Genomic DNA, 19,076 nt, shown 5'->3' with positions numbered 1-19,076 from the left:
GGACTTTACCCGTACAAAAATACTAGCTATGGCTAAAAGTCTTACAGAGCCTGAGTTAAAGCAATATAATACTAACGGACTACTGAACACAAACTCCTGAAGTTCTTACGCAGATAGGGTTTGAGGCAAAATTTTTCAAATTCGACCCTTAGACCATTATAGCTTGTTTCGGGGCAGAAAACCAGCAAAAACATGGCTACAGAGGGAATCGCTTACTCTAAAGATTAATGACATCATCTGTGATCATAAGGTTAGCGATCACTATACAGCCAACTCCACAGAATCGCTCTACTCTAGATACAGTCAACGGTACAGCCATTTTCAAGGGAAAATGTACTCAGTAACGGCTTGTCAATTTTTTCTGAGAAGCCCCATGCAGTAAGGGTAAGGGTTCCGCCCTAATGCCAATAAACAGCGATCTTATCTCCCCAAGCCTAGATTATACTGTTCGGATATGCCCTGCCCTACAGTTTGAGTTTTCAAGGTTATGGGTGCTAGTTTTCGGTACTTGTTAGAGTCTATAAGCTGCGCTGGTATTGGAGCTTTTAGTACAAATGCTCAAACTGCACCAGTCAAGATTTAATGGGTGAAAAGTATGTTAACATCGCTGACTCTTCGGAATTTCAAAAGCTATCAGGAGGCAACCTTGTCTCTAGCACCCATTACCTTTTTAATCGGTGCTAATGCGTCAGGAAAAAGTAATGCACTAGAAGCAATTCGCTTACTTTCGTGGTTAGCGAAAGGCAGCAGGTTAGATGACATTGAACGCAACATTCAAAGCGGGAATGCAATTGCTCGTGGACAAGCGATCGATCTTTTCAGTGCAGAAAAACAGTATTTTACCTTGGCAACACACATTGATAACGCTCCTGACGGTTGGACTGATTTCGAGATTGAAATTGGGCTATTATCAGACCAACTTATTATAATCGGAGAAAGTGTCAGTAAAGCTAGTAAAGATCAGGAATTAACACTTTACAAAATTGATGGCGATCCTAACCCGCACACCGATGAAATTAGGGTGATGTATAACAATTTTAATAAAGGTGGTAAAAAGCCCCACATACCTTGCTCTAACCGACAAGCTATTTTTTATCAATTGGAAACTCCCAGTCGGTTCCAGCAAAATCATACTCAATCACAAAAAATTATTCCAGCAGTTACCAAAGTAATTCGAGAAACCTTGAGGAATATTGTCTTTCTTGATCCTCGTCCAGCAGTAATGCGGGATTATGCTTACGCTAAAGATGATGATATTAAAGAAGATGGCTCTAACCTTTCTAGTGTTCTTTACGCAGTTTGTCAGCAGGGAGAGACTCAAAAAAACAAGTTGCTTGACTTCATTCGTTCATTACCAGAACAGGATATTACCGATATTCGCTTTAGCATTACAGACCGCAACGATGTTATGGTGAGACTAATAGAGTCTTTTGGGAACAAAGAACATCAGATAGATGCTCCTTTGTTGTCTGATGGTACTCTGAGAGTTTTAGCGATTGCTGCAACTCTACTAAGTGTAAATCCTGGAACTTTCGTAATTATTGAAGAGATCGATAATGGTGTTCATCCCAGTCGTGCAGATAATTTAGTTAAGCAAATTCGGGAGATCGCCTTAGAAAGAAAACTGAGGGTACTGATCACCTCCCATAACCCAGCGTTACTAGATGCAGTACCCGATAGTGATATTGGAAATGTACTTTGTTGTTACCGAGATCCGCAAGCAGGAGATAGTCGTATTGTCCGATTAGCTGATTTAGAGCGTTTCCCCGAATTAATTGTGCAGGGAACTCTTGGTCAGTTGATGACTAAACAAGTATTAGATAAGTTCTTAAAGGATAAGTCCACAGCAGAACAACGTCAACAAAACGCGCTAAGTTGGTTAGAGCAATTAAAACAGGGAGAAGTAGCCTGATGGGAGCTATTTGTCTGATCGATACTTCGATCTTTTTAGAGATACTTAATGTACCCCACAAAGCGAGTCAATCTGAGTTAATATTTCAAGAGTTAAAAGAGAAAATTGAAGCTAGAGAATCTCTTTTTTTGCCAATGGCGACTATTCTGGAAACTGGCAATCATATTGCCAAGGCCAAAAAGGTAGATGGCAATCAGCGACGCACTTGTGCAGAAAAATTTGTCAATTGGGTAACACAAGCTCTTGAAGGAGAATCTCCCTTTACCCCCATTAGTTTTCTAAAGAAAGAAGACCTGCAAGGATGGTTAAAAGAGTTTCCTGATGAAGCGATGCAAGGTAGGGGACTGGGAGACCTTTCTATCATTCATGATTGGCAAAGAATTTGTGATCAAAATCTAGGCCGCCGCGTCTATATATGGTCTTTGGACAAACACCTTAAAGGTTACAATCGGCCACCGAAGTTATGAGTAATTGACTACGGATTTACTTTTAATAGTCGATTTGTAGTTTAAGAGGTGGAGATTTAATTAGGGTTGGCTGAATAAATCTAAAAACCTTGCTGGATAAGACTTTTAGACCTTTTTGGAAATCAAAAAGTACCGGACATGGGAGTGAGCGGGGGGAAAATTCAGGGACTTTTTCCCTGAAAATTAGGTAATTGACCACCTCAAAATCGGTAAAACCCCACACCCTACACCCCACACGCTGCCCCCAGGAAAAACTTTTTCAGCAAACCCTAATTAGGATTAGCGAAGCTTAATCCACATCCCCAAATCACCGTAATTCACCGCCATCGTCGCAATAATAGCGGTGCTTTGCTATAGCTAACGCTACTGAGAGGAACTATTTCTTTTCAAGGCAATTGCTAATTGTCTCAGTCGTTCACTAACTTCTAAATTAAATTCTTGAGATTGCAAATTAGCGGGTAATTCTGCTACAAGCTGAGGATTCTCTTTATACCATTCGTTTTGAGCGACACCTGCCCATGTTCCTTCTTTTTCTCGAAAAATATCCACTAATCCTCTTAATTCTTGAATACAGTAGGACTCAAATCCTGCAGCTTCAAAAATACCATTGCGTAGATATTCTTCAAAAGCGTTAATATCATTAGTTACTTCAAAGGTAACAACCTCTCTGGGTGGGGTTAATTGGTCGGCTAAATCGATAACTGTATCTACCGTCATTCCGATAACATTTTTGGCAATTTCTGTTACACCTAACACCTGTTGACGAAGACTAGGGTTAAAGAGTAAATCAGAACCATATTTAACGTATTTTTTTAAGACCCTAAAAGCAGGTTCATCTCCTTGATAATAGTTATCAATCAGTTCCACATCAGCCCCTAATGATTTGACAATTTGGCTGCGGGTATCACTGTTAACAGGACCGCGAATTAATGCTTCAGCAACTGGACGAGCAAATCTTAAAAATAACACTGATAAACTATTTTCTAAGCGGGTTAAAAACTCCTGTTCTGAATAACCAATAAGTCGTTCTTTTACTTGAGAACTTCCCCATAATAAAGAGGACATATAATCGACTAATTTTAAGGCTTCATCTTTTAATTCTGCCGCTAATTGTCGAGCAAGGGCAGCCAAAAATGTTCTAACATCCCCATACAAGTCATCCCGCCAAGCATAATTAGCTCTTACCTTGTCGAAGTCTGGAAAAGAATTTGCGTCAAAAATAATTTCTTTTTTTCTTAAAGTTTCTTCTCTTAATTTTGCCATTTCACTGGCTAAAAGTTGGCCATAGCGTTCTTTAAATTTTTCGATACTACTGGAAGATTCGTTATTAACTTTTTCTAAGGGTTTGTTAATGACAGATGTTTCATAAAAATTTTGTAAATCAGCTTTTATCTGTTCCCATTTTCTATGCCACCATTCTGAAAAATCAATTCTTCTTCTTTCTTCTTCAAAGCGTTGTGCTTCTTCAGGATTTTCGGGAAATCTTTGACTGACAAGATGATGAATATCCTCTGAGGTGCTGAGAATTTTATCAATGGAAGCTTCACAGCGTTTCTTGAGAATTGCCACTCGCTCAGTATTAATATAATTAAAGATTTTTTGTTTAATTTCAGGGATTCCTGTCGCTTGAGTTTTTAACATTTCATCATCTATAATTCCAGTTAAAGTTTTTAATTTATATTGAATATTGCTGGCTTGTCCGATTTCTAATTGAGTATGTTCTTCCGCCAGATTATTTAAGATTAAATAAGCTCCTGCTGAACCAGAAACAATGCGATTAACTGGTAAATTAGCGCGTTTTAACCAATCCTGAGAGGCTTCTGTAATATGAGTTTTAAGGGCTTCTGGGCTACCGAGAGAGTCAATATGACTTAAAAAGACAAATAATTTATCAGCAATGGTGACATTCTTATCACCTTGTTCTGTAAATTTAATAATTTCTAATTCGGCTTCTCTAATACTGCGAAAACGCTGAATCACGATGACTGCATCACAGTCGGATAACATTTGTTGGGCTTCATCAACGTGCTTGGCTAACCCAGAATCTGAACCAGGGACATCATAAAAGACGATTCCTTCTGCTTGAGCGAGTTTATTAGTATAAAGTCGGGCTTCTAGGACTGCATGGGCGTATTTTTCATCGGCAACGTATTTTTTTAGTTGTTCTCGGATGTCTTCTAGTCGAGTAAAAGGAATAACTAAATTACCTTCCTTTCTGACTTGTTGTAGAGTGATTTCGTTTTCTCTAATGGTGTTTAAGTCTTCTTTTGCGCCAACGGTTTCTAATTCTTTGAGAAGATGAATAAATTGTTCTTCGCTGCGGGTTTGCACTTCTAATCTTTGTTCAGATTCGCTTTTAACGGAATAAATTTGCGTGGTGGTAAAGGTACATCTTCCTCCTTTGGCAGGAAGTAAATCACATTCTAACCATGCGTTAATAAAGGTACTTTTTCCTGCCTTTTCTAAGCCAACCACAGCAATACGAAATTCTCTTTTTCTCAGTCTTTCGAGTTGACGGTTAGCAGGTATTGCCTCTTGCAGGAGGATTTCTGTTAATTGAGAGGGAATTTCAGCTTGGGGAAGTTTGGCTAAGTCAACGGCAAAATGTTGGATATTTAAGACATCACTGAGACGGGTTTCATAGTAGGATGAGGCCGATTTCCAATCCATTAAATTAACTCCTTAAATACGGTTGAATTCTCTGAGAATAGAGACATTTTTGAGAAACCCTATCTGTATAACTTTTCCTGTTACATTAAGTGGAAGTTCTCGCTTCATTCCATACTGAGTTTCTTTACCAATGATATTACCTCCATTTTTGAGATTAATTCTAACGTAGAATTTTAATCGACTTTCAGGAGAGCGTCCTTCGTCCGGTATAGTATCTACAGATATTTTTTTATACTCTGGCACACATAAAAATTCTGTAGCACAATCAATTAATCTTACAACCTCATCTCTGTTAAGATCATACCCTTCATGTAAATTATAAACTTCTGATGCAGGAACAGCTAGACATAAAGAAGCTGTCGGACTAATTTCATTTTTAGAACGAGTCCTTTGTAGATATTTAAAACAAGTAAATGCTCCTACCATTAAACAAGCTACTGTAATAATTAATTCCATTTGGCGTTCTTCCTTTGATTGATTTGATTTTGTTGGATCAACGTTATCTAAGATACCACTTATGCCAGTTGCAACACCTGTTGAATTAAAGTCCCCGAATTTAAGCCTTTCTACATAAACGAGCTTTGTTACATCATCAAGAAATTCATCAGACAACCTTTTATCTTCATCTAAACAAGAAGACTGATTAATCCCAAAATGACGACATAGTTCATCTCTCTGAGATTCTTCTCTTTCAAGAATAATACTTAAAACATGATAGAGTACACCTCCTTTTTTAGATTTTATTTTTGGATACACAATTGTAAAAACATCTTTACAAATACTCGAAAAATATTTATTATTCACTAATTCACCTCCTCTTTTTCAAAATTTTCTAATTCAGCAAGGCTTTGTTCTAAAAATTTAGCTCTTTCTTGGATAGGTTTCCATATAATTTGTGTTTCCTCGTAGTTAGTGGTTATTTCCTGTTGAGCTTTTTCTAGGCTCGTTAAATAGTTATTAAAAATATCATTGGTTTTATGATCTACATTTTTTTTAAAATCATCAATCTGTTCTAATAGCCATTCAAACATTAAACATAACATTTCAGGTTCGCCCTGTTGCTGGAATTGATGAATCCAATTCTGTAAAAGAGTTTCAGTGCTTGAAATTTCTGCCATCATGCTTTCCTTTTTTTTCATCCATAGCCAGTGTTTAAAACTTCTGTAAGTACCAGAACTGATTTCAATATCAGACTCCAAATTAAAGTCAAATTCTAGTTCTCTAGTAAATGTATTAAGTTCAGATTGTGGAAATTTTATAACAAAATTTGGTGCTTTTTCTTCAGCGCCCTTTTCTATATGTTTAATATGAAATCTAAACAATTCAGATACAGATTCCTTTATTCTGTTAATCTCCTGAGCAGACACTCTCTTTAATATTTGCGATAATATGATAGTTAGATTAGTTGATAAATTATTTAACTCTTTCTTAATTATTTGAAGACTTAATTTCTCTTTATCCCTTTTTGCTGTGATTAATAAACCATTTCTTGCATCTGAACCTGTATAGCCCAATTGAATCAGGATATCCAAGTTGTTTTTTAGCATATTAACCTGATTAACATTGGCCTTTTTAAAGTTGATATTGTCCAAATCAACTCTGCCATTATCTAAAGATTTAACTACTGCTTCTAAGACGTTTCTAATAACAGTCTTTAGTGCCTCTCTCCACTCAACTAAGGGAACTAATTTCTCTTGAATTTGGTCATAAGGGGGAGTAAATTGAAGTTCATTGATAGCCTCTCTTAAACTAGCTACTAAATTATCGGCTGTTTTGGTATCAATATCTAATTTTTCAAAAACGGCTAGAGGCTGTCTTAATTTTGCATTACTAGCTTGGAGAAAAGAATCAAGATTTTCTTTTGTTTGTGATAACAATTCAGATTCTTGCTGATAATTTTCTTCCGAACTATTGAGAATTGCTGTGGTAGTTTGTACTGCCCATTGTGCAATACTATTTCCCGCCGCTACATTAAATTTTTCTATAGCTTGGGGAATAACTAATTTAGGAAAATGTTCTGCTATGTGCTTGCTTAGTTTCTTTTCAAATTCTTCTGCATAGGATTGTTTGAATAACTCTTTGGCAATTTGTTCTTGTTGAGAGATAGTCCATTGTTTAGCATCAAGACTTAAGTTTCCTCGCTTCATGATTTCCTTAATTAAAACTTGAAAGTTATCTATGGCTTGCTCATAGGGTTTTAATACTTTCTCAAGTCTAGTTTGATCATGCTCTGACCAATTTTCCTCTCTTGTAGGTAATTCCTCTAACAGATCCTGAAGCAATTTCTTATTATCCTGAATTTGTAAAGCCAATAAAGCTGGCCATGTACTCAGTTTTACAATTCTCAAATTTTCAATATCTTTTGTATATTCTCTTAAATTCTCGATCAGTTTTTCCTTAATGTTTTCAGTCGTTTCTTCAACAAACTCACTTTCACTTTCTTGCCAATCATCATCTGATCTGAATATATCAATTCGATTTAAAATAAATAGCATTCGTGCAGGAGAGCCGCCTAAATCTTTAACTTGATCAACAACTTCTGATAACAGATTATCAACTTTATAAGGATCTGTTTCTGCGCTGTTATATGTTACTAAACATAAAGCTTCACGACATTGTTTGATAATCCCAAGATTTCCCTCATCTCCTACATAAGATAACCCAGGTAAATCTAATAATTTAACTCTAACCCCTTTAGGCAATTCTAAGAAACTTTCATCTTTAACCAGTCTAAAAGGATAATAAATAATAGATCGAGGATAAGCTAAATCAGGTTGTTTTTTTCTGGCTTTAATATAAGCCTTCATTAACTGTTTTAAGCGACTATAAATATCTTCTTCGCTAATCTTTTCCCATTTCCCGCATTCCCACAACGCCCCCGGCGTTTCTTCAATAATTAAAGTCTTTTCTTCGCTATACTCAATGGTAACTGTTCCTGCACTCATTTCTCGCTGTGCCATCGGTACAATATCAGCACCACAGAGGAAATTCACTAAGGTACTCTTACCACTGCTCGTCGTGCCAGTCGTCGCTAAAATCAGGGTAGGATGGCGCAATTCATTGATTAACACTTCTAAAGCTTTCTCTAGGTTACTAGAAAGTTCGTAGATTTCACCATGATAGGATTCAGGCAAATGCTGAATAATCTCCGTTTTGAAGTCACCCCAATAACCCGCTAGAAGGTTAGCTTTATTTTCCACTGCTTGGAAAACTTCGTAAGATTTTTGACCCATAATACTCTATCGCTGACAGAATAAGCCGATTCAAGAATAAGCCACAACTTCATTATAACGATAATTTTTTTTCTTGCCTATATCTCCTGCAAAAATCAAAAATCTTCCCTTACGTAAGGAGACGAACGACAGGAGGAGAAAAAAGACAAGAAACAAATATCCTCTCGATAAAACCCAAGATTATGTCAAATTTATCTGAAGTTTTAGATATTTTGAACCGATAGCGCCTCGATAAATTACTTTTACAGGAGGTCTCCTTTAATTCTCCTATTCTAAACTGGTAAAAAATCAAAATCTATGATTTCTGCAAAGGTATAAGGACAAACTTGCGGAAACGTATCAACAGATAAACCAGTTTTTTTGATTACCGATCGCTTGGCTTTATCATAAATTATATCTAGCCTAGAAGCCCCATAATTGTAGAGGGTTTTTGACTGGAATAAAATTTCTAGTTCTAGACGAAAATTATCGATTTCATCGGCCCATTCCCAGCCACAATTGCCTTTTTCAGTCAGCCAATACTGATACATTAATAAATGTTTAACGGCTTGAATTAGATAGCTTTCCACTTTGTTTCTTTGTTCTCTACCCAAATCTTCTATCTCCGTTAAAAGATGTTCCCAATCTAAATTTTTCATCTCCCCGCGTCGAATTTGTTCGGTGGTTCGCTCAATCCACAAAACAAAGTCCTGATCATAAAGTTGTTTTAATTCTTCCACCTGCATAGATTTTTGAGATTGAGCCGCGCTTTTATTATCGATCATAAACAAAACCCCCCACCAATGGGCGGGGGGTTTTTTAGTCACCTAATTCAAGGTTTAGCCGAACTTGCCGGCAGTGGAAGCGATCAAGAAGGCGGCGTAGGTGAAGATATAGCCAACGGTGAAGTGAGCTAAACCAACCAAACGAGCCTGAACGATCGAGAGAGCCACGGGTTTGTCTTTCCAACGAACGAGGTTCGCCAGAGGAGTACGTTCGTGGGCCCAAACGATAGTTTCGATCAACTCTTGCCAGTAACCACGCCAAGAGATCAGGAACATGAAACCGGTTGCCCAAACGAGGTGTCCAAAGAGGAACATCCAGGCCCAGACAGAAAGGTTATTAACACCGTAGGGGTTGTAACCGTTGATTAACTGAGCCGAGTTAGCCCAGAGGTAATCGCGGAACCAGCCCATCAGGTAGGTGGAGTTTTCGTTAAACTGAGCCACGTTACCCGACCAGACACCGAGGTGTTTCCAGTGCCAGTAGAAGGTTAGCCAACCCAAGGTGTTCAACATCCAGAACATGGCTAGGTAGAAGGAATCCCAAGCAGAGATGTCGCAAGTACCGCCACGGCCGGGACCGTCGCAAGGGAAGGAATACCCGAAGTCTTTTTTATCGGGCATTAATTTGGAACCACGAGCGTCTAAAGCACCTTTAACCAGGATTAGAACGGTGGTGTGTAAACCAAGAGCGATCGCATGGTGAACGAGGAAGTCGCCAGGACCGATGGTTAAGAAGAGGGAGTTAGTGCCGCTATTGATTGCGTCTAGCCAACCGGGTAACCAAACATCACCGTAGTTGGGATAGGCGGTGTAAGCGATACTATCGGGGTTAGACAACAGTACGTTCATGCCGTACAGGGTTTTACCCGAAGCTGCTTGCACGAATTGAGCGAACACAGGTTCGATCAGGATTTGTTTTTCGGGAGTACCGAAAGCGACGACCACATCGTTATGAACGTAGAGGCCGAGGGTGTGGAAACCTAAGAAAAGGGAAACCCAGCTTAGGTGAGAGATGATCGCTTCTTTATGCTCCAGCATCCGCGCCAGGACGTTATCTTTGTTCGCTTCGGGATCATAGTCACGCACGAAGAAGATAGCACCGTGAGCGAAAGCACCCACCGCTAGGAAACCAGCGATGTATTGGTGGTGGGTATAAAGAGCCGCTTGGGTAGTGTAGTCCTTAGCGATAAAGGCATAAGGGGGTAGCGCGTACATATGCTGCGCCACCAGAGAGGTGATCACGCCTAAAGAAGCCAGGGCCAAACCGAGTTGGAAGTGGAGAGAGTTGTTAACCGTGTCATAAAGATTTTTGTGACCGGCTCCTAACTTACCACTGGGGGGTCTGTGTGCATTGAGGATGTCCTTGATGCTGTGACCGATGCCCCAGTTGGTGCGGTACATATGACCAGCCACGATGAAGATCACAGCGATCGCCAAGTGGTGGTGAGCCATATCGGTTAACCAGAGGGACTCGGTTTGGGGATGGAAACCACCTAAGAAGGTGAGAATCGCAGTTCCCGCGCCTTGGGCAGTACCGAAAATGTGGTTAGCAGTATCGGGGTTTTCTGCATACACACCCCAGTTACCGGTGAAGAAGGGTAGTAAACCCGCCGGGTGGGGGGGAGTGGAGAGGAAGTTGTCCCAACCAACGTGCTGACCGCGGGATTCGGGGATAGCAACGTGAACGAGGTGTCCGGTCCAAGCCAGAGAGCTAACACCGAACAGAGCGGCGAGGTGGTGGTTCAGGCGAGATTCAGCGTTTTTGAACCAAGCGAGGCTAGGACGGAACTTAGGTTGTAAGTGTAACCAGCCAGCAAAGAGGAAAATCGCCGAGAGAATCAGCAGGAACACCGCACCTTGGTATAGGTCTTGGTTGGAGGTCATACCGATGGTGTAGAACCAGTGGTAAACCCCGGAATAGGCGATGTTAACCGGATTAGAAGCGCCAGCTTGGGTGAAGGCATCTACCGCGCCTTTACCGAACTGGGGATCCCAAATCGCGTGGGCGATGGGACGGATGTTTAAGGGATCTTTGATCCACTGCTCGAAGTTACCTTGCCAAGCGACGTGGAATATGGTACCGGAAGTCCACAGGAAAATGATTGCAATGTGGCCGAAGTGCGACGCAAAAATCTTTTGGTAGAGATTCTCTTCCGTCATGCCATCATGACTTTCAAAATCGTGGGCTGTGGCGATCCCGTACCAAATCCGACGGGTGGTCGGATCTTGGGCTAGATCTTGGCTAAATTTAGGGAATTTAGTTGCCATAGCTGTTTAGGAAATTCTCCTCTCTAAATAACTGAGGCTCTTACACGAGTGCTGGTTATTTCCTTTTTTCAATTCACCCACTGTAATAGGAAACGCTTACAGTGGTATCGGTCAATCGACGCTGGTTCAGCCTAGGCCTGCCAATCCCCGGGGGACTGGCAAGCCCTTATAGGCAAGTTTAGCCAATCGAGAGACTTCTGGCCAAGAAGAATGCCCAAGTGGTGACAATACCGCCTAAGAGGTAGTGAGCCACACCAACGGCACGACCTTGAATGATGCTCAGGGCGCGAGGTTGGATAGCGGGGGCAACTCTTAACTTGTTGTGCGCCCAGACGATCGACTCGATTAATTCTTGCCAGTAGCCGCGACCACTGAACAGGAACATCAAGCTAAACGCGAAGACGAAGTGACCGGCTAGGAACATGATTCCGTAGGCAGACAGGGCAGAGCCATAGGAATTAATGACTTGCGCCGCTTGCGCCCAGAGGAAATCCCGTAACCAACCGTTGATGGTGATGGCACTTTGGGCGAAGTTACCGAGGGTAACGTGGGTGACAGTGCCATCGGGGGCGACGGTTCCCCAGACATCGGACTGCATTTTCCAGCTAAAGTGGAAGATTACGACCGAGATGGAGTTGTACATCCAGAACAGGCCGAGGAAGACGTGATCCCAACCCGAAACTTGGCAGGTGCCGCCGCGACCGGGACCATCGCAGGGGAAACGGAAACCGAGATTCGCTTTATCGGGAATCAGACGGGAACCGCGAGCGTAGAGAACCCCTTTGAGGAGAATCAACACGGTGACATGGATGGTGAAGGCGTGGATGTGATGCACGAGGAAATCGGCAGTACCGAGGGTGATCGGCATCATGGCCACTTTGCCACCCACTGCTACTACGTCGCCACCGAAAGCATAACTAGCGGTAGTGAGAGCGTTAGGAGCGGTGTTGCCGGGGGCTAGGGTGTGGAGACTTTGTACCCATTGGGCAAAGATGGGTTGTAGTTGAATTCCCGTATCCGAGAACATATCTTGGGGACGACCAAAAGCCCGCATGGTGTCGTTGTGAATGTATAAACCGAAGCTATGGAAGCCGAGGAAAATACATACCCAGTTCAGGTGGGAGATAATTGCGTCGCGATGACGGATCACCCGATCGAGCAGGTTATCGACGTTTTTGGCCGGATCGTAGTCCCGTACCATGAAGATCGCTCCGTGCGCTCCCGCACCGACGATTAAGAAGCCACCGATCCAAGTGTGGTGAGTGAACAAGGATAGTTGGGTGGCGTAGTCAGTCGCCTGATAGGGATAGGGCGGCATGGCGTACATATGGTGGGCCACGATGATGGTTAGCGAACCTAAGAGAGCAAGGTTAATCGCTAACTGGGCGTGCCAAGAGGTGGTCAGGATTTCGTACAGTCCTTTGTGACCTTGACCGGTGAAGGGACCTTTGTGGTTTTCGAGGATTTCCTTCATGCTGTGACCGATACCCCAGTTGGTACGGTACATATGACCGGCAATGATGAATAATACAGCGATCGCCAAGTGATGGTGAGCGGTATCGGAAAGCCAGAGACCACCAGTCACGGGGTTCAAGCCACCTTTGAAGGTGAGGAAATCCGAGTAAGCACCCCAGTTAAGGGTAAAGAAGGGGGTCAAACCCTGGGCGAAACTGGGATATAAATCCGCCATCTTGCTCGGTTCGAGAATGAACTCGTGGGGCAAGGGGATGTCTTGGGGAGCGACTCCCGCATCGAGGAGTTTGTTCACCGGTAAAGAAACGTGAATCTGATGACCAGCCCAACCTAGGGAACCTAAGCCGAGTAAACCCGCCAAGTGGTGGTTCATCATCGATTCCACGTTTTGGAACCATTCCAGTTTCGGTGCGCTTTTGTGGTAATGGAACCAACCGGCAAACAGCATCAGGCCCGCCATAACTAAACCACCGATAGCGGTGCAGTATAGCTGATAGCTGTTGGTGAACCCGGAGGCGCGCCAGAGGTAGAACAGACCAGAGGTGATCTGAATCCCGTGGAAACCGCCGCCCACATCGCCGTTGAGGATGCCTTGACCGACGATCGGCCAGACCACTTGGGCGCTGGGTTTGATGGCGAGCGGGTTGGTTAACCAAGCTTCATAGTTAGAAAATTTCGCGCCGTGGAAGTACATTCCACTCAGCCAAACGAAGACAACGGCGAGATGTCCGAAGTGGGCGCTGAAGATTTTCCGAGAAATATCTTCGAGATCGCTGGTTTGACTATCAAAATCGTGGACGTTGGCGTGTAGGTTCCAAATCCAGGTAGTGGTTTTGGGTCCTTTGGCTAAAGTGCGATCAAAATGCCCCGGTTGACCCCACTTCTCAAAGGAAGTAGGTACTGGGTCTTTATCTACAATCACTTTAGCTACCGCTTTGGGGGGGAGTGCCATGAGGATTCTCCTCTCTCGACAATAGACTTAGCGTTTTATTTGAGGATAGATTTTTTAACCTAAAAAAGGCAAGTTGAAATCTGACCCACCTTTTGTTAATGTCGCTTGACTTTCCTCTTGGGTGAGATTCCAGTCGAAAGCATCAATAGTAGATGATAAGTCTTTGTTCTCTTGTCTGTTCATTATGCTTAACAATAATTAAAATTCTCTCAATCCTTGATAGGAGAGACATTTTCTGCTATGGACGGTCTCAGTCAGGGTCAGACCGGTGATTTTTCTTTACAAAAGTTGATCAATTGTCGCCCCAGAAGCCGATTTCCCCTTTTTCTCCCTCACCAGACCATATAGAAAATTCAATAGATAGATTCTCAAAAAACAATCAAACAATTCTGTAAAATTGAGGCCATAACCTGATCTTCTCGCGCTTTTGCTGACACCGGAGCATTCAATGACTCTAGCAAAAATCAATGGTTTCTATAGATTTTGGCCTTGGCTCTAGGAGGAACGTGCTATCCCTACTACATAAATTAATCCCAGTCAAAACCCTTCGTATATGTCTTGTGATCGGTTTACTGACCATTCTGTTAAACGCCTGTGGCGATCGCCTGACGGCTACCAATCTCCCCACTTCCGAAACCCTTCATCTTCCCGTCGTGCAAGGCCGCATTTCTGAGGTTGCCCCCCCGGCCCTAATTCAGGAACTGCGCCCCAGTTTAGAGCGTTACGCTCCCCAAGTAACGATTCTCAGTCCTCTGCCCGAACAAGTTTTCGATGACACTCAGGTGATAGTTAAACTACAAGTGTCAGATCTGCCAATTTTCCAAGACGATACCCTGAAATTAGGACCCCACTTGAGCCTAATTGTCGATAATGAACCAGCAGCGGCTATCTACGACCTCAAGCAACCGATTATCCTAGAAAATCTTGCCCCCGGTACTCATACCCTCCGCGTCTTGGCCCTGCGGCCTTGGCAGGAAAGTTTTAAAAATGATGGGGCCTTCGCTGAAACAACCTTTCATATTCTGACAAAAACAGGCAAAAATGCCCCTGATAACAACTTACCCCTATTAACCTACAGTAGTCCGCAAGGAATCTACGGTGCAGAACCGATCCTGCTCGATTTTTATCTGAGTAATGCTCCTCTACGTCTGCCCAATACTGCCAACGAGGATAATAGTCTTCAAAATTGGCGCATTCGTGTCACTGTCAACGGTGAAAGTTTTCTGCTTGATACTTGGGAACCGATCTATCTCAAGGGTTTTGCCAAGGGCAATAACTGGGTACAACTAGAATTCATCGATGGTAAGGGAAATAAAATCGAAAACGAGTTTAATACCAGCGTGCGCGTGATTAGTTTTGATCCCTCTTACCAAGACGGCCTCAGTCAATTAGTCCGCGGCGATTTATCCCCTATAATTGCCCGTAGCATCGTTGATCCCAACTATCAAACTATTCCCAGTCTAGAGGAAGAAACCCCCGTTATTGAGCCAGAAACCCCTGTTATTGAGGAGGAAAAAACTCCCATAGTTGAGGAAAACCCTGTTATTGAGGAAGAAACACCCGTTATTGAGCCAGAAAGCCCTGTAGTTGAGGAAAGCCCCGTAGTTGAGGAAAACCCTGTTATTGAGCAGGAAAAACCCGTTATTGAGCCAGAAAGCCCAATCGTAGAAGAAAAACCCGTTATTGAGCCAGAAAGCCCAATCGTGGAAGAAAAACCAGTAGAGACAGAAACAATCGAAAAGGTCGAGGAAACCCCTGAAGCGATCGAATCTCCCTTAACCACCATACCAGAGACAAAGGAGATTAACGAACCTGCCCCCGGTATTCAGCCTCCGCTAGAAGTGGAACCTATTCCCGAACCCCAAAACAATAGCGAGCAAAAAATCACCATTTTTGATCGCGTTCAACAAACCTTAAACCGCTTCCAGTTGGCCTCTTCCCCAGCAGAAAAAGATATCGAACTACCCACCCTCGATCCTCAATTATTCAGCAATGTCGAGCGGTCTTAGAGCCTAGCTTAATCCAGTTTTCAGGGGAAGTGGGGAGGTGGGGAGGTGGGGAGTGGGAGAATGGGGGAATTTCAACTAAAACCCTAAAACCCTAACACCCTAAAACCCCAACCTCCAACCGCTCGATCGAGAAATTATTAAACAAATATTTCGCAATATAGACAAAATTGGGAACTAAGTTATAATCTAGAACGTCTCTAGGTAATTTACTAACTTTTTGCTTGAGGTAATTGTGTTTAACAAAATTTCCCTTGTCGCTGGTTTTGCCGGTTTAGTTGCCCTAACTACCCTTGGCGCTGTACCCGCACAAGCAGGACCGGAAAATAACGAAATCCTGATCAGTCAACTGCGTGGCCATGACACCTACAGAGGTGAGCCGCAACTCAACCCCGGTGACTATATACTCGGTCGCGTCCGGGGAACCGTGGGTGGCATTATGTCCATCCAATTGATCAGACTTGTAACAGTGGATGGCAAAGAAATTTTCAACGGCGACTTTGCTGACGGAACCACCGCTCGTATTGTTGGGGATGCCACCGGTGGTGACGATGTACTATTGCAAGTGGTAGATGGCAAGTTAATTTATGTGGGTAAAGCTCATCCCTATTGGGTTTCCCGCTTGAAACTAAAATCGGAAATCACCACCAGCAGCAATCGCTCACAACTTTTAAGAGAACTTAACCAAAAAGAACCCGCTTGGGGACTTCCCGCTTTACCCCCGGAAACCAGAACCTTTACTGAAGTTGCTCCTCAACCCGCTCCCGAGCCTAGTGTATCTCCTATCCGCGGACTTTGGTAGTGGGAAGAAATCAGGAGAAAATTTAATACAAGTGTACCAAGTAAACCCCTCTTTTTTCTATGGAAGGGGGGGTCTTTTTTCGTCAAAAATTGAGAAATAACTGCATTTCAGCCCAGATTCTCGTCATCACATCGGTAAGGGCATGATCACTATCTAATTCGATTAATTTTACCCAAGGACGATTTATGCAATAATGGCGACTATTTTCTAGGGGAATCACCTCATCGGCACGACCATGAATAATCAGGGTGGGGAGCTGCCTGATTAACTTTTCTTGGGGATAATTAGCTAAATCCTCAATAAACTTGTAATAAATCGGCAGATAACGACGATAACCGTGGTGATACACCGATAAACTCCCAGATTTTTGCCAATTGGCTAGGGTTTCTGCTCCCAATTGTCCCAACCAAACCGGCCCGAAATTAAAAGCGGGAGCTAATAAAACGAGCCTTTGCACCTGAGAATAAGTTTCTGCCAGCCAAGCTGCCGTTAAACCGCCAAAACTGGAACCAATCAGAGTAACAGGAAGCTGAGATTGTTGAATCAATGGGCCGATTTGGACAATCTGACGAGTGAGAGTTAAGCTAGAAAAGTCATCACCGTTAAGATCGGGAATTTCCATTGCTAAACCCCTATTTTGCCAACAATGTCTCAAAAATTGCGCTTTTGTTGATTGGGGGCTAGAAGCAAAACCGTGTAGATAAATATATCTGTTTTCAAGGACCGCCATTCTAGAACCAACTAGATTTCTTCATCTTGCTCTTTGGTAGCACTGGGAGAAGAATTATAAATGGCATCTAACTGCTGACGAGCATCTTCGACAGTGACAGAACGAATCACTAAGAGGGGTTCATTAATCAGCTGTCCGGCCTCGTCCAAAAGTTCCGGATGGGAAGTCATGGGATAACCGTAGGGATTATAGGAATTACCCGATTTAGCAGGACGTTTCTGGGAATCCATGCTGACAGTAATCAGACTACGAATTAAGTTATTAATGGTCAAAAAAGCGATAACCGTGAAGGCGAGGATATAGAGCAGATGTAGCATTGACCAAGTCTCCCATGAATTATGTGTGAATATTCCTAATAGCCAAAACTTTATGCTAAAAATTCGCTTAACTCTCTAGCTTACCAAAAAGTTTCAGGTTAAGCGTCAGTTTGAGGAGATTGATATTCTCCCCAACCCTGTAATCGACGACGACGACTGCTGACACCCCAACACTCTGCCACCAACTGATGCCAAGGCAACAACATCTTGGCCTCGATACCCACCTGACCACCTGTGGTTTTAAAGAGTAAATAAGCCGTGGCCACCTCCTGTTGGGCGTTTTTGACTCTTGCTAATAAATCATCCTGTTCCTCGACGCTGAGAAAGGATAATCTCTCGGATTCGAGGAGGAGACGGGAACGGGAAAACCAATGGGTGAAATCCTCTAGTAGAGGTTCTAAGATAGTTTTCAGGAGTTCGTTTTCGGTGGGTTGCGAAGGGAACATTATTCTTATAATGACGATTTTGCTTACCTTAATCTTAGCGTTATTTATATTTCTTAACATTGTGACGGGAAAATTTTAAGATTTGCCCCGGCTGTAGGCGGCACTAAAGAAGTCCTGTTCACAACTAAGGGCATAACGATAGGATAAAAAGATATTTTCCGTCATCAGGGCGTATTTATCGGCTAATTCCTCTAACTGGCTTGCTAAAGCGGCGAATTCATCCCCACTATAACTATCAATCCAAGCTTGATAGGGATTCTCAGAAATCGGCTCTAAGGCTAATTGTTGACCCAGATAAGCATAAAGACGCATACAGGGACTCATCGCCACGGCAATCGCACCGATGTCACCCATCCAAGCGGTAGCGAGAAGAAAATCCGTATAGCGACGGGTGGCATTAGCGGGCTGAACCTTTCTCAGGTCAACCCTCCACTGTAGAGCGTAATTTTCGTGTAATTCTAATTCCTTTAATACCCCTGCCGCTAACCGATGAAAGCTAGTGAATCCCTGCCAATCGGGAGCTTTAGCGGCGGCGATACTGTAAGCACGGGCGAAAGATTCCAGAAAAAAAGCATCTTGACCGACATAGAAAGCGAAACAGTCCCGTTTAAGCTCTCCTGTGGCGATACCTCGCACAAAAGGGTGTTCTAGACAAGCTTGTACTAGATATTGATGGCTGTGCCAAAGTTGCTGACTAAGCATAGGAAAATACTAATTAGGTGGACAAGGTTGGTTAAGTGGGTGGGTGGAATTAAATATAAGATGAATGTAGGTTGGGTTGAAGCATGAAACCCAACGCCCGCATGGGTTACTGAAAATGGGTAAAACCCCACACCCCACACCCCACACCCTACACCCCGTCAGTTCATCGGAAATTTTGGGTCTGAAACCCCGTCGTTCTACGACGGCTTTACTGTTAAATATGAGCATCGTTTACGAAATATATGCTAAAATGTGAGGTATGGAAAAAGCCTACTCGTTCCGATTTTACCCCACACCAACACAAGAGTCGCTATTGCGGCGCACTTTGGGCTGT

Annotated in this window: 17 protein-coding genes; 6 read left to right on the top strand and 11 right to left on the bottom strand. The window is 42.8% G+C overall.

Translation table 11 applies throughout. From position 1 onward, the window contains the following. Positions 1 to 595: 595 nt before the first annotated feature. The gene (locus tag IM477_RS07895; protein ID WP_287731242.1) at positions 596 to 1,912 is read left to right on the top strand and encodes an AAA family ATPase; all 1,317 of its coding nucleotides are present in this window, start codon (positions 596 to 598) and stop codon (positions 1,910 to 1,912) included. After that, entirely contained in the window at positions 1,912 to 2,379 is a 468-nt protein-coding gene (locus IM477_RS07890) for a hypothetical protein (RefSeq protein WP_287731241.1), read from the top strand. The genes IM477_RS07895 and IM477_RS07890 overlap by 1 nt, the downstream gene beginning before the upstream one ends. Before the next feature lie 363 nt (positions 2,380 to 2,742). On the opposite strand, the gene IM477_RS07885 is transcribed toward IM477_RS07890, so the two are convergent. The 7 genes from IM477_RS07885 to IM477_RS07855 all read right to left on the bottom strand — a co-directional run bounded on the left by IM477_RS07885 (position 2,743) and on the right by IM477_RS07855 (position 13,922). After that, positions 2,743 to 5,049, bottom strand: coding sequence for a dynamin family protein (locus IM477_RS07885; RefSeq protein ID WP_287731240.1), 2,307 nt, complete (start codon positions 5,047 to 5,049; stop codon positions 2,743 to 2,745). A 12-nt stretch (positions 5,050 to 5,061) separates the two neighbouring features. Beyond that, complete coding sequence (locus tag IM477_RS07880) at positions 5,062 to 5,853, bottom strand: hypothetical protein (protein ID WP_287731239.1); 792 nt, start codon at positions 5,851 to 5,853, stop codon at positions 5,062 to 5,064. Next, positions 5,853 to 8,282, bottom strand: a complete 2,430-nt coding sequence (locus tag IM477_RS07875; RefSeq protein WP_287731238.1) for a dynamin family protein — start codon at positions 8,280 to 8,282, stop codon at positions 5,853 to 5,855. Before IM477_RS07875 ends, IM477_RS07880 begins: the two co-directional genes overlap by 1 nt. Positions 8,283 to 8,554: 272 nt before the next feature. Then, entirely contained in the window at positions 8,555 to 9,046 is a 492-nt protein-coding gene (locus tag IM477_RS07870) for a DUF29 domain-containing protein (RefSeq protein WP_287731237.1), read from the bottom strand. 54 nt (positions 9,047 to 9,100) lie between these two features. Beyond that, a complete protein-coding gene (gene psaB / locus IM477_RS07865; protein ID WP_002757218.1) occupies positions 9,101 to 11,314 on the bottom strand; it encodes a photosystem I core protein PsaB in 2,214 nt (737 codons plus the stop codon). 178 nt (positions 11,315 to 11,492) lie between these two features. Beyond that, the gene (gene psaA / locus IM477_RS07860; RefSeq protein ID WP_149985580.1) at positions 11,493 to 13,739 is read right to left on the bottom strand and encodes a photosystem I core protein PsaA; all 2,247 of its coding nucleotides are present in this window, start codon (positions 13,737 to 13,739) and stop codon (positions 11,493 to 11,495) included. A gap of 54 nt (positions 13,740 to 13,793) precedes the next feature. Next, a complete protein-coding gene (locus tag IM477_RS07855) occupies positions 13,794 to 13,922 on the bottom strand; it encodes a hypothetical protein (protein ID WP_287693169.1) in 129 nt (42 codons plus the stop codon). A 284-nt stretch (positions 13,923 to 14,206) separates the two neighbouring features. Between IM477_RS07855 and IM477_RS07850 the strand changes: the two genes are divergently transcribed. Both IM477_RS07850 and IM477_RS07845 read left to right on the top strand, forming a co-directional pair. Further along, positions 14,207 to 15,748, top strand: a complete 1,542-nt coding sequence (locus IM477_RS07850) for a hypothetical protein (RefSeq protein WP_287731236.1) — start codon at positions 14,207 to 14,209, stop codon at positions 15,746 to 15,748. Between the two features lie 232 nt (positions 15,749 to 15,980). Beyond that, a complete protein-coding gene (locus IM477_RS07845) occupies positions 15,981 to 16,547 on the top strand; it encodes a hypothetical protein (protein WP_287731235.1) in 567 nt (188 codons plus the stop codon). A gap of 82 nt (positions 16,548 to 16,629) precedes the next feature. Here IM477_RS07845 and IM477_RS07840 read toward each other — a convergent pair whose 3' ends face one another. The 4 genes from IM477_RS07840 to IM477_RS07825 all read right to left on the bottom strand — a co-directional run bounded on the left by IM477_RS07840 (position 16,630) and on the right by IM477_RS07825 (position 18,742). Then, positions 16,630 to 17,277, bottom strand: coding sequence for a YqiA/YcfP family alpha/beta fold hydrolase (locus IM477_RS07840; protein WP_190718347.1), 648 nt, complete (start codon positions 17,275 to 17,277; stop codon positions 16,630 to 16,632). 11 nt (positions 17,278 to 17,288) lie between these two features. Next, positions 17,289 to 17,594 (bottom strand): DUF2973 domain-containing protein, encoded by a 306-nt coding sequence (locus IM477_RS07835; protein ID WP_061430696.1) that lies wholly within the window; start codon positions 17,592 to 17,594, stop codon positions 17,289 to 17,291. A 98-nt stretch (positions 17,595 to 17,692) separates the two neighbouring features. After that, a complete protein-coding gene (locus IM477_RS07830; protein WP_287731234.1) occupies positions 17,693 to 18,100 on the bottom strand; it encodes a DUF2605 domain-containing protein in 408 nt (135 codons plus the stop codon). Between the two features lie 15 nt (positions 18,101 to 18,115). After that, on the bottom strand, positions 18,116 to 18,742 hold the full coding sequence (locus IM477_RS07825; RefSeq protein ID WP_287731233.1) for a TenA family protein: 627 nt from the start codon (positions 18,740 to 18,742) through the stop codon (positions 18,116 to 18,118). A 115-nt stretch (positions 18,743 to 18,857) separates the two neighbouring features. Here IM477_RS07825 and IM477_RS07820 point away from each other — a divergent pair, with 115 nt between their 5' ends. Next, a complete protein-coding gene (locus IM477_RS07820) occupies positions 18,858 to 18,998 on the top strand; it encodes a hypothetical protein (RefSeq protein ID WP_287731232.1) in 141 nt (46 codons plus the stop codon). A gap of 3 nt (positions 18,999 to 19,001) precedes the next feature. Then, on the top strand, positions 19,002 to 19,076 hold a 75-nt coding region (locus tag IM477_RS07815; RefSeq protein WP_287731243.1), incomplete at its 3' end, for a helix-turn-helix domain-containing protein.

Source organism: Microcystis sp. M090S1, assembly GCF_020246295.1.
Classification (GTDB): Bacteria; Cyanobacteriota; Cyanobacteriia; order Cyanobacteriales; family Microcystaceae; genus Microcystis; species Microcystis aeruginosa.
The sequence above is the reverse complement of the archived record's forward strand: the minus strand, read 5'-3'. Positions and strand labels throughout refer to the sequence as shown.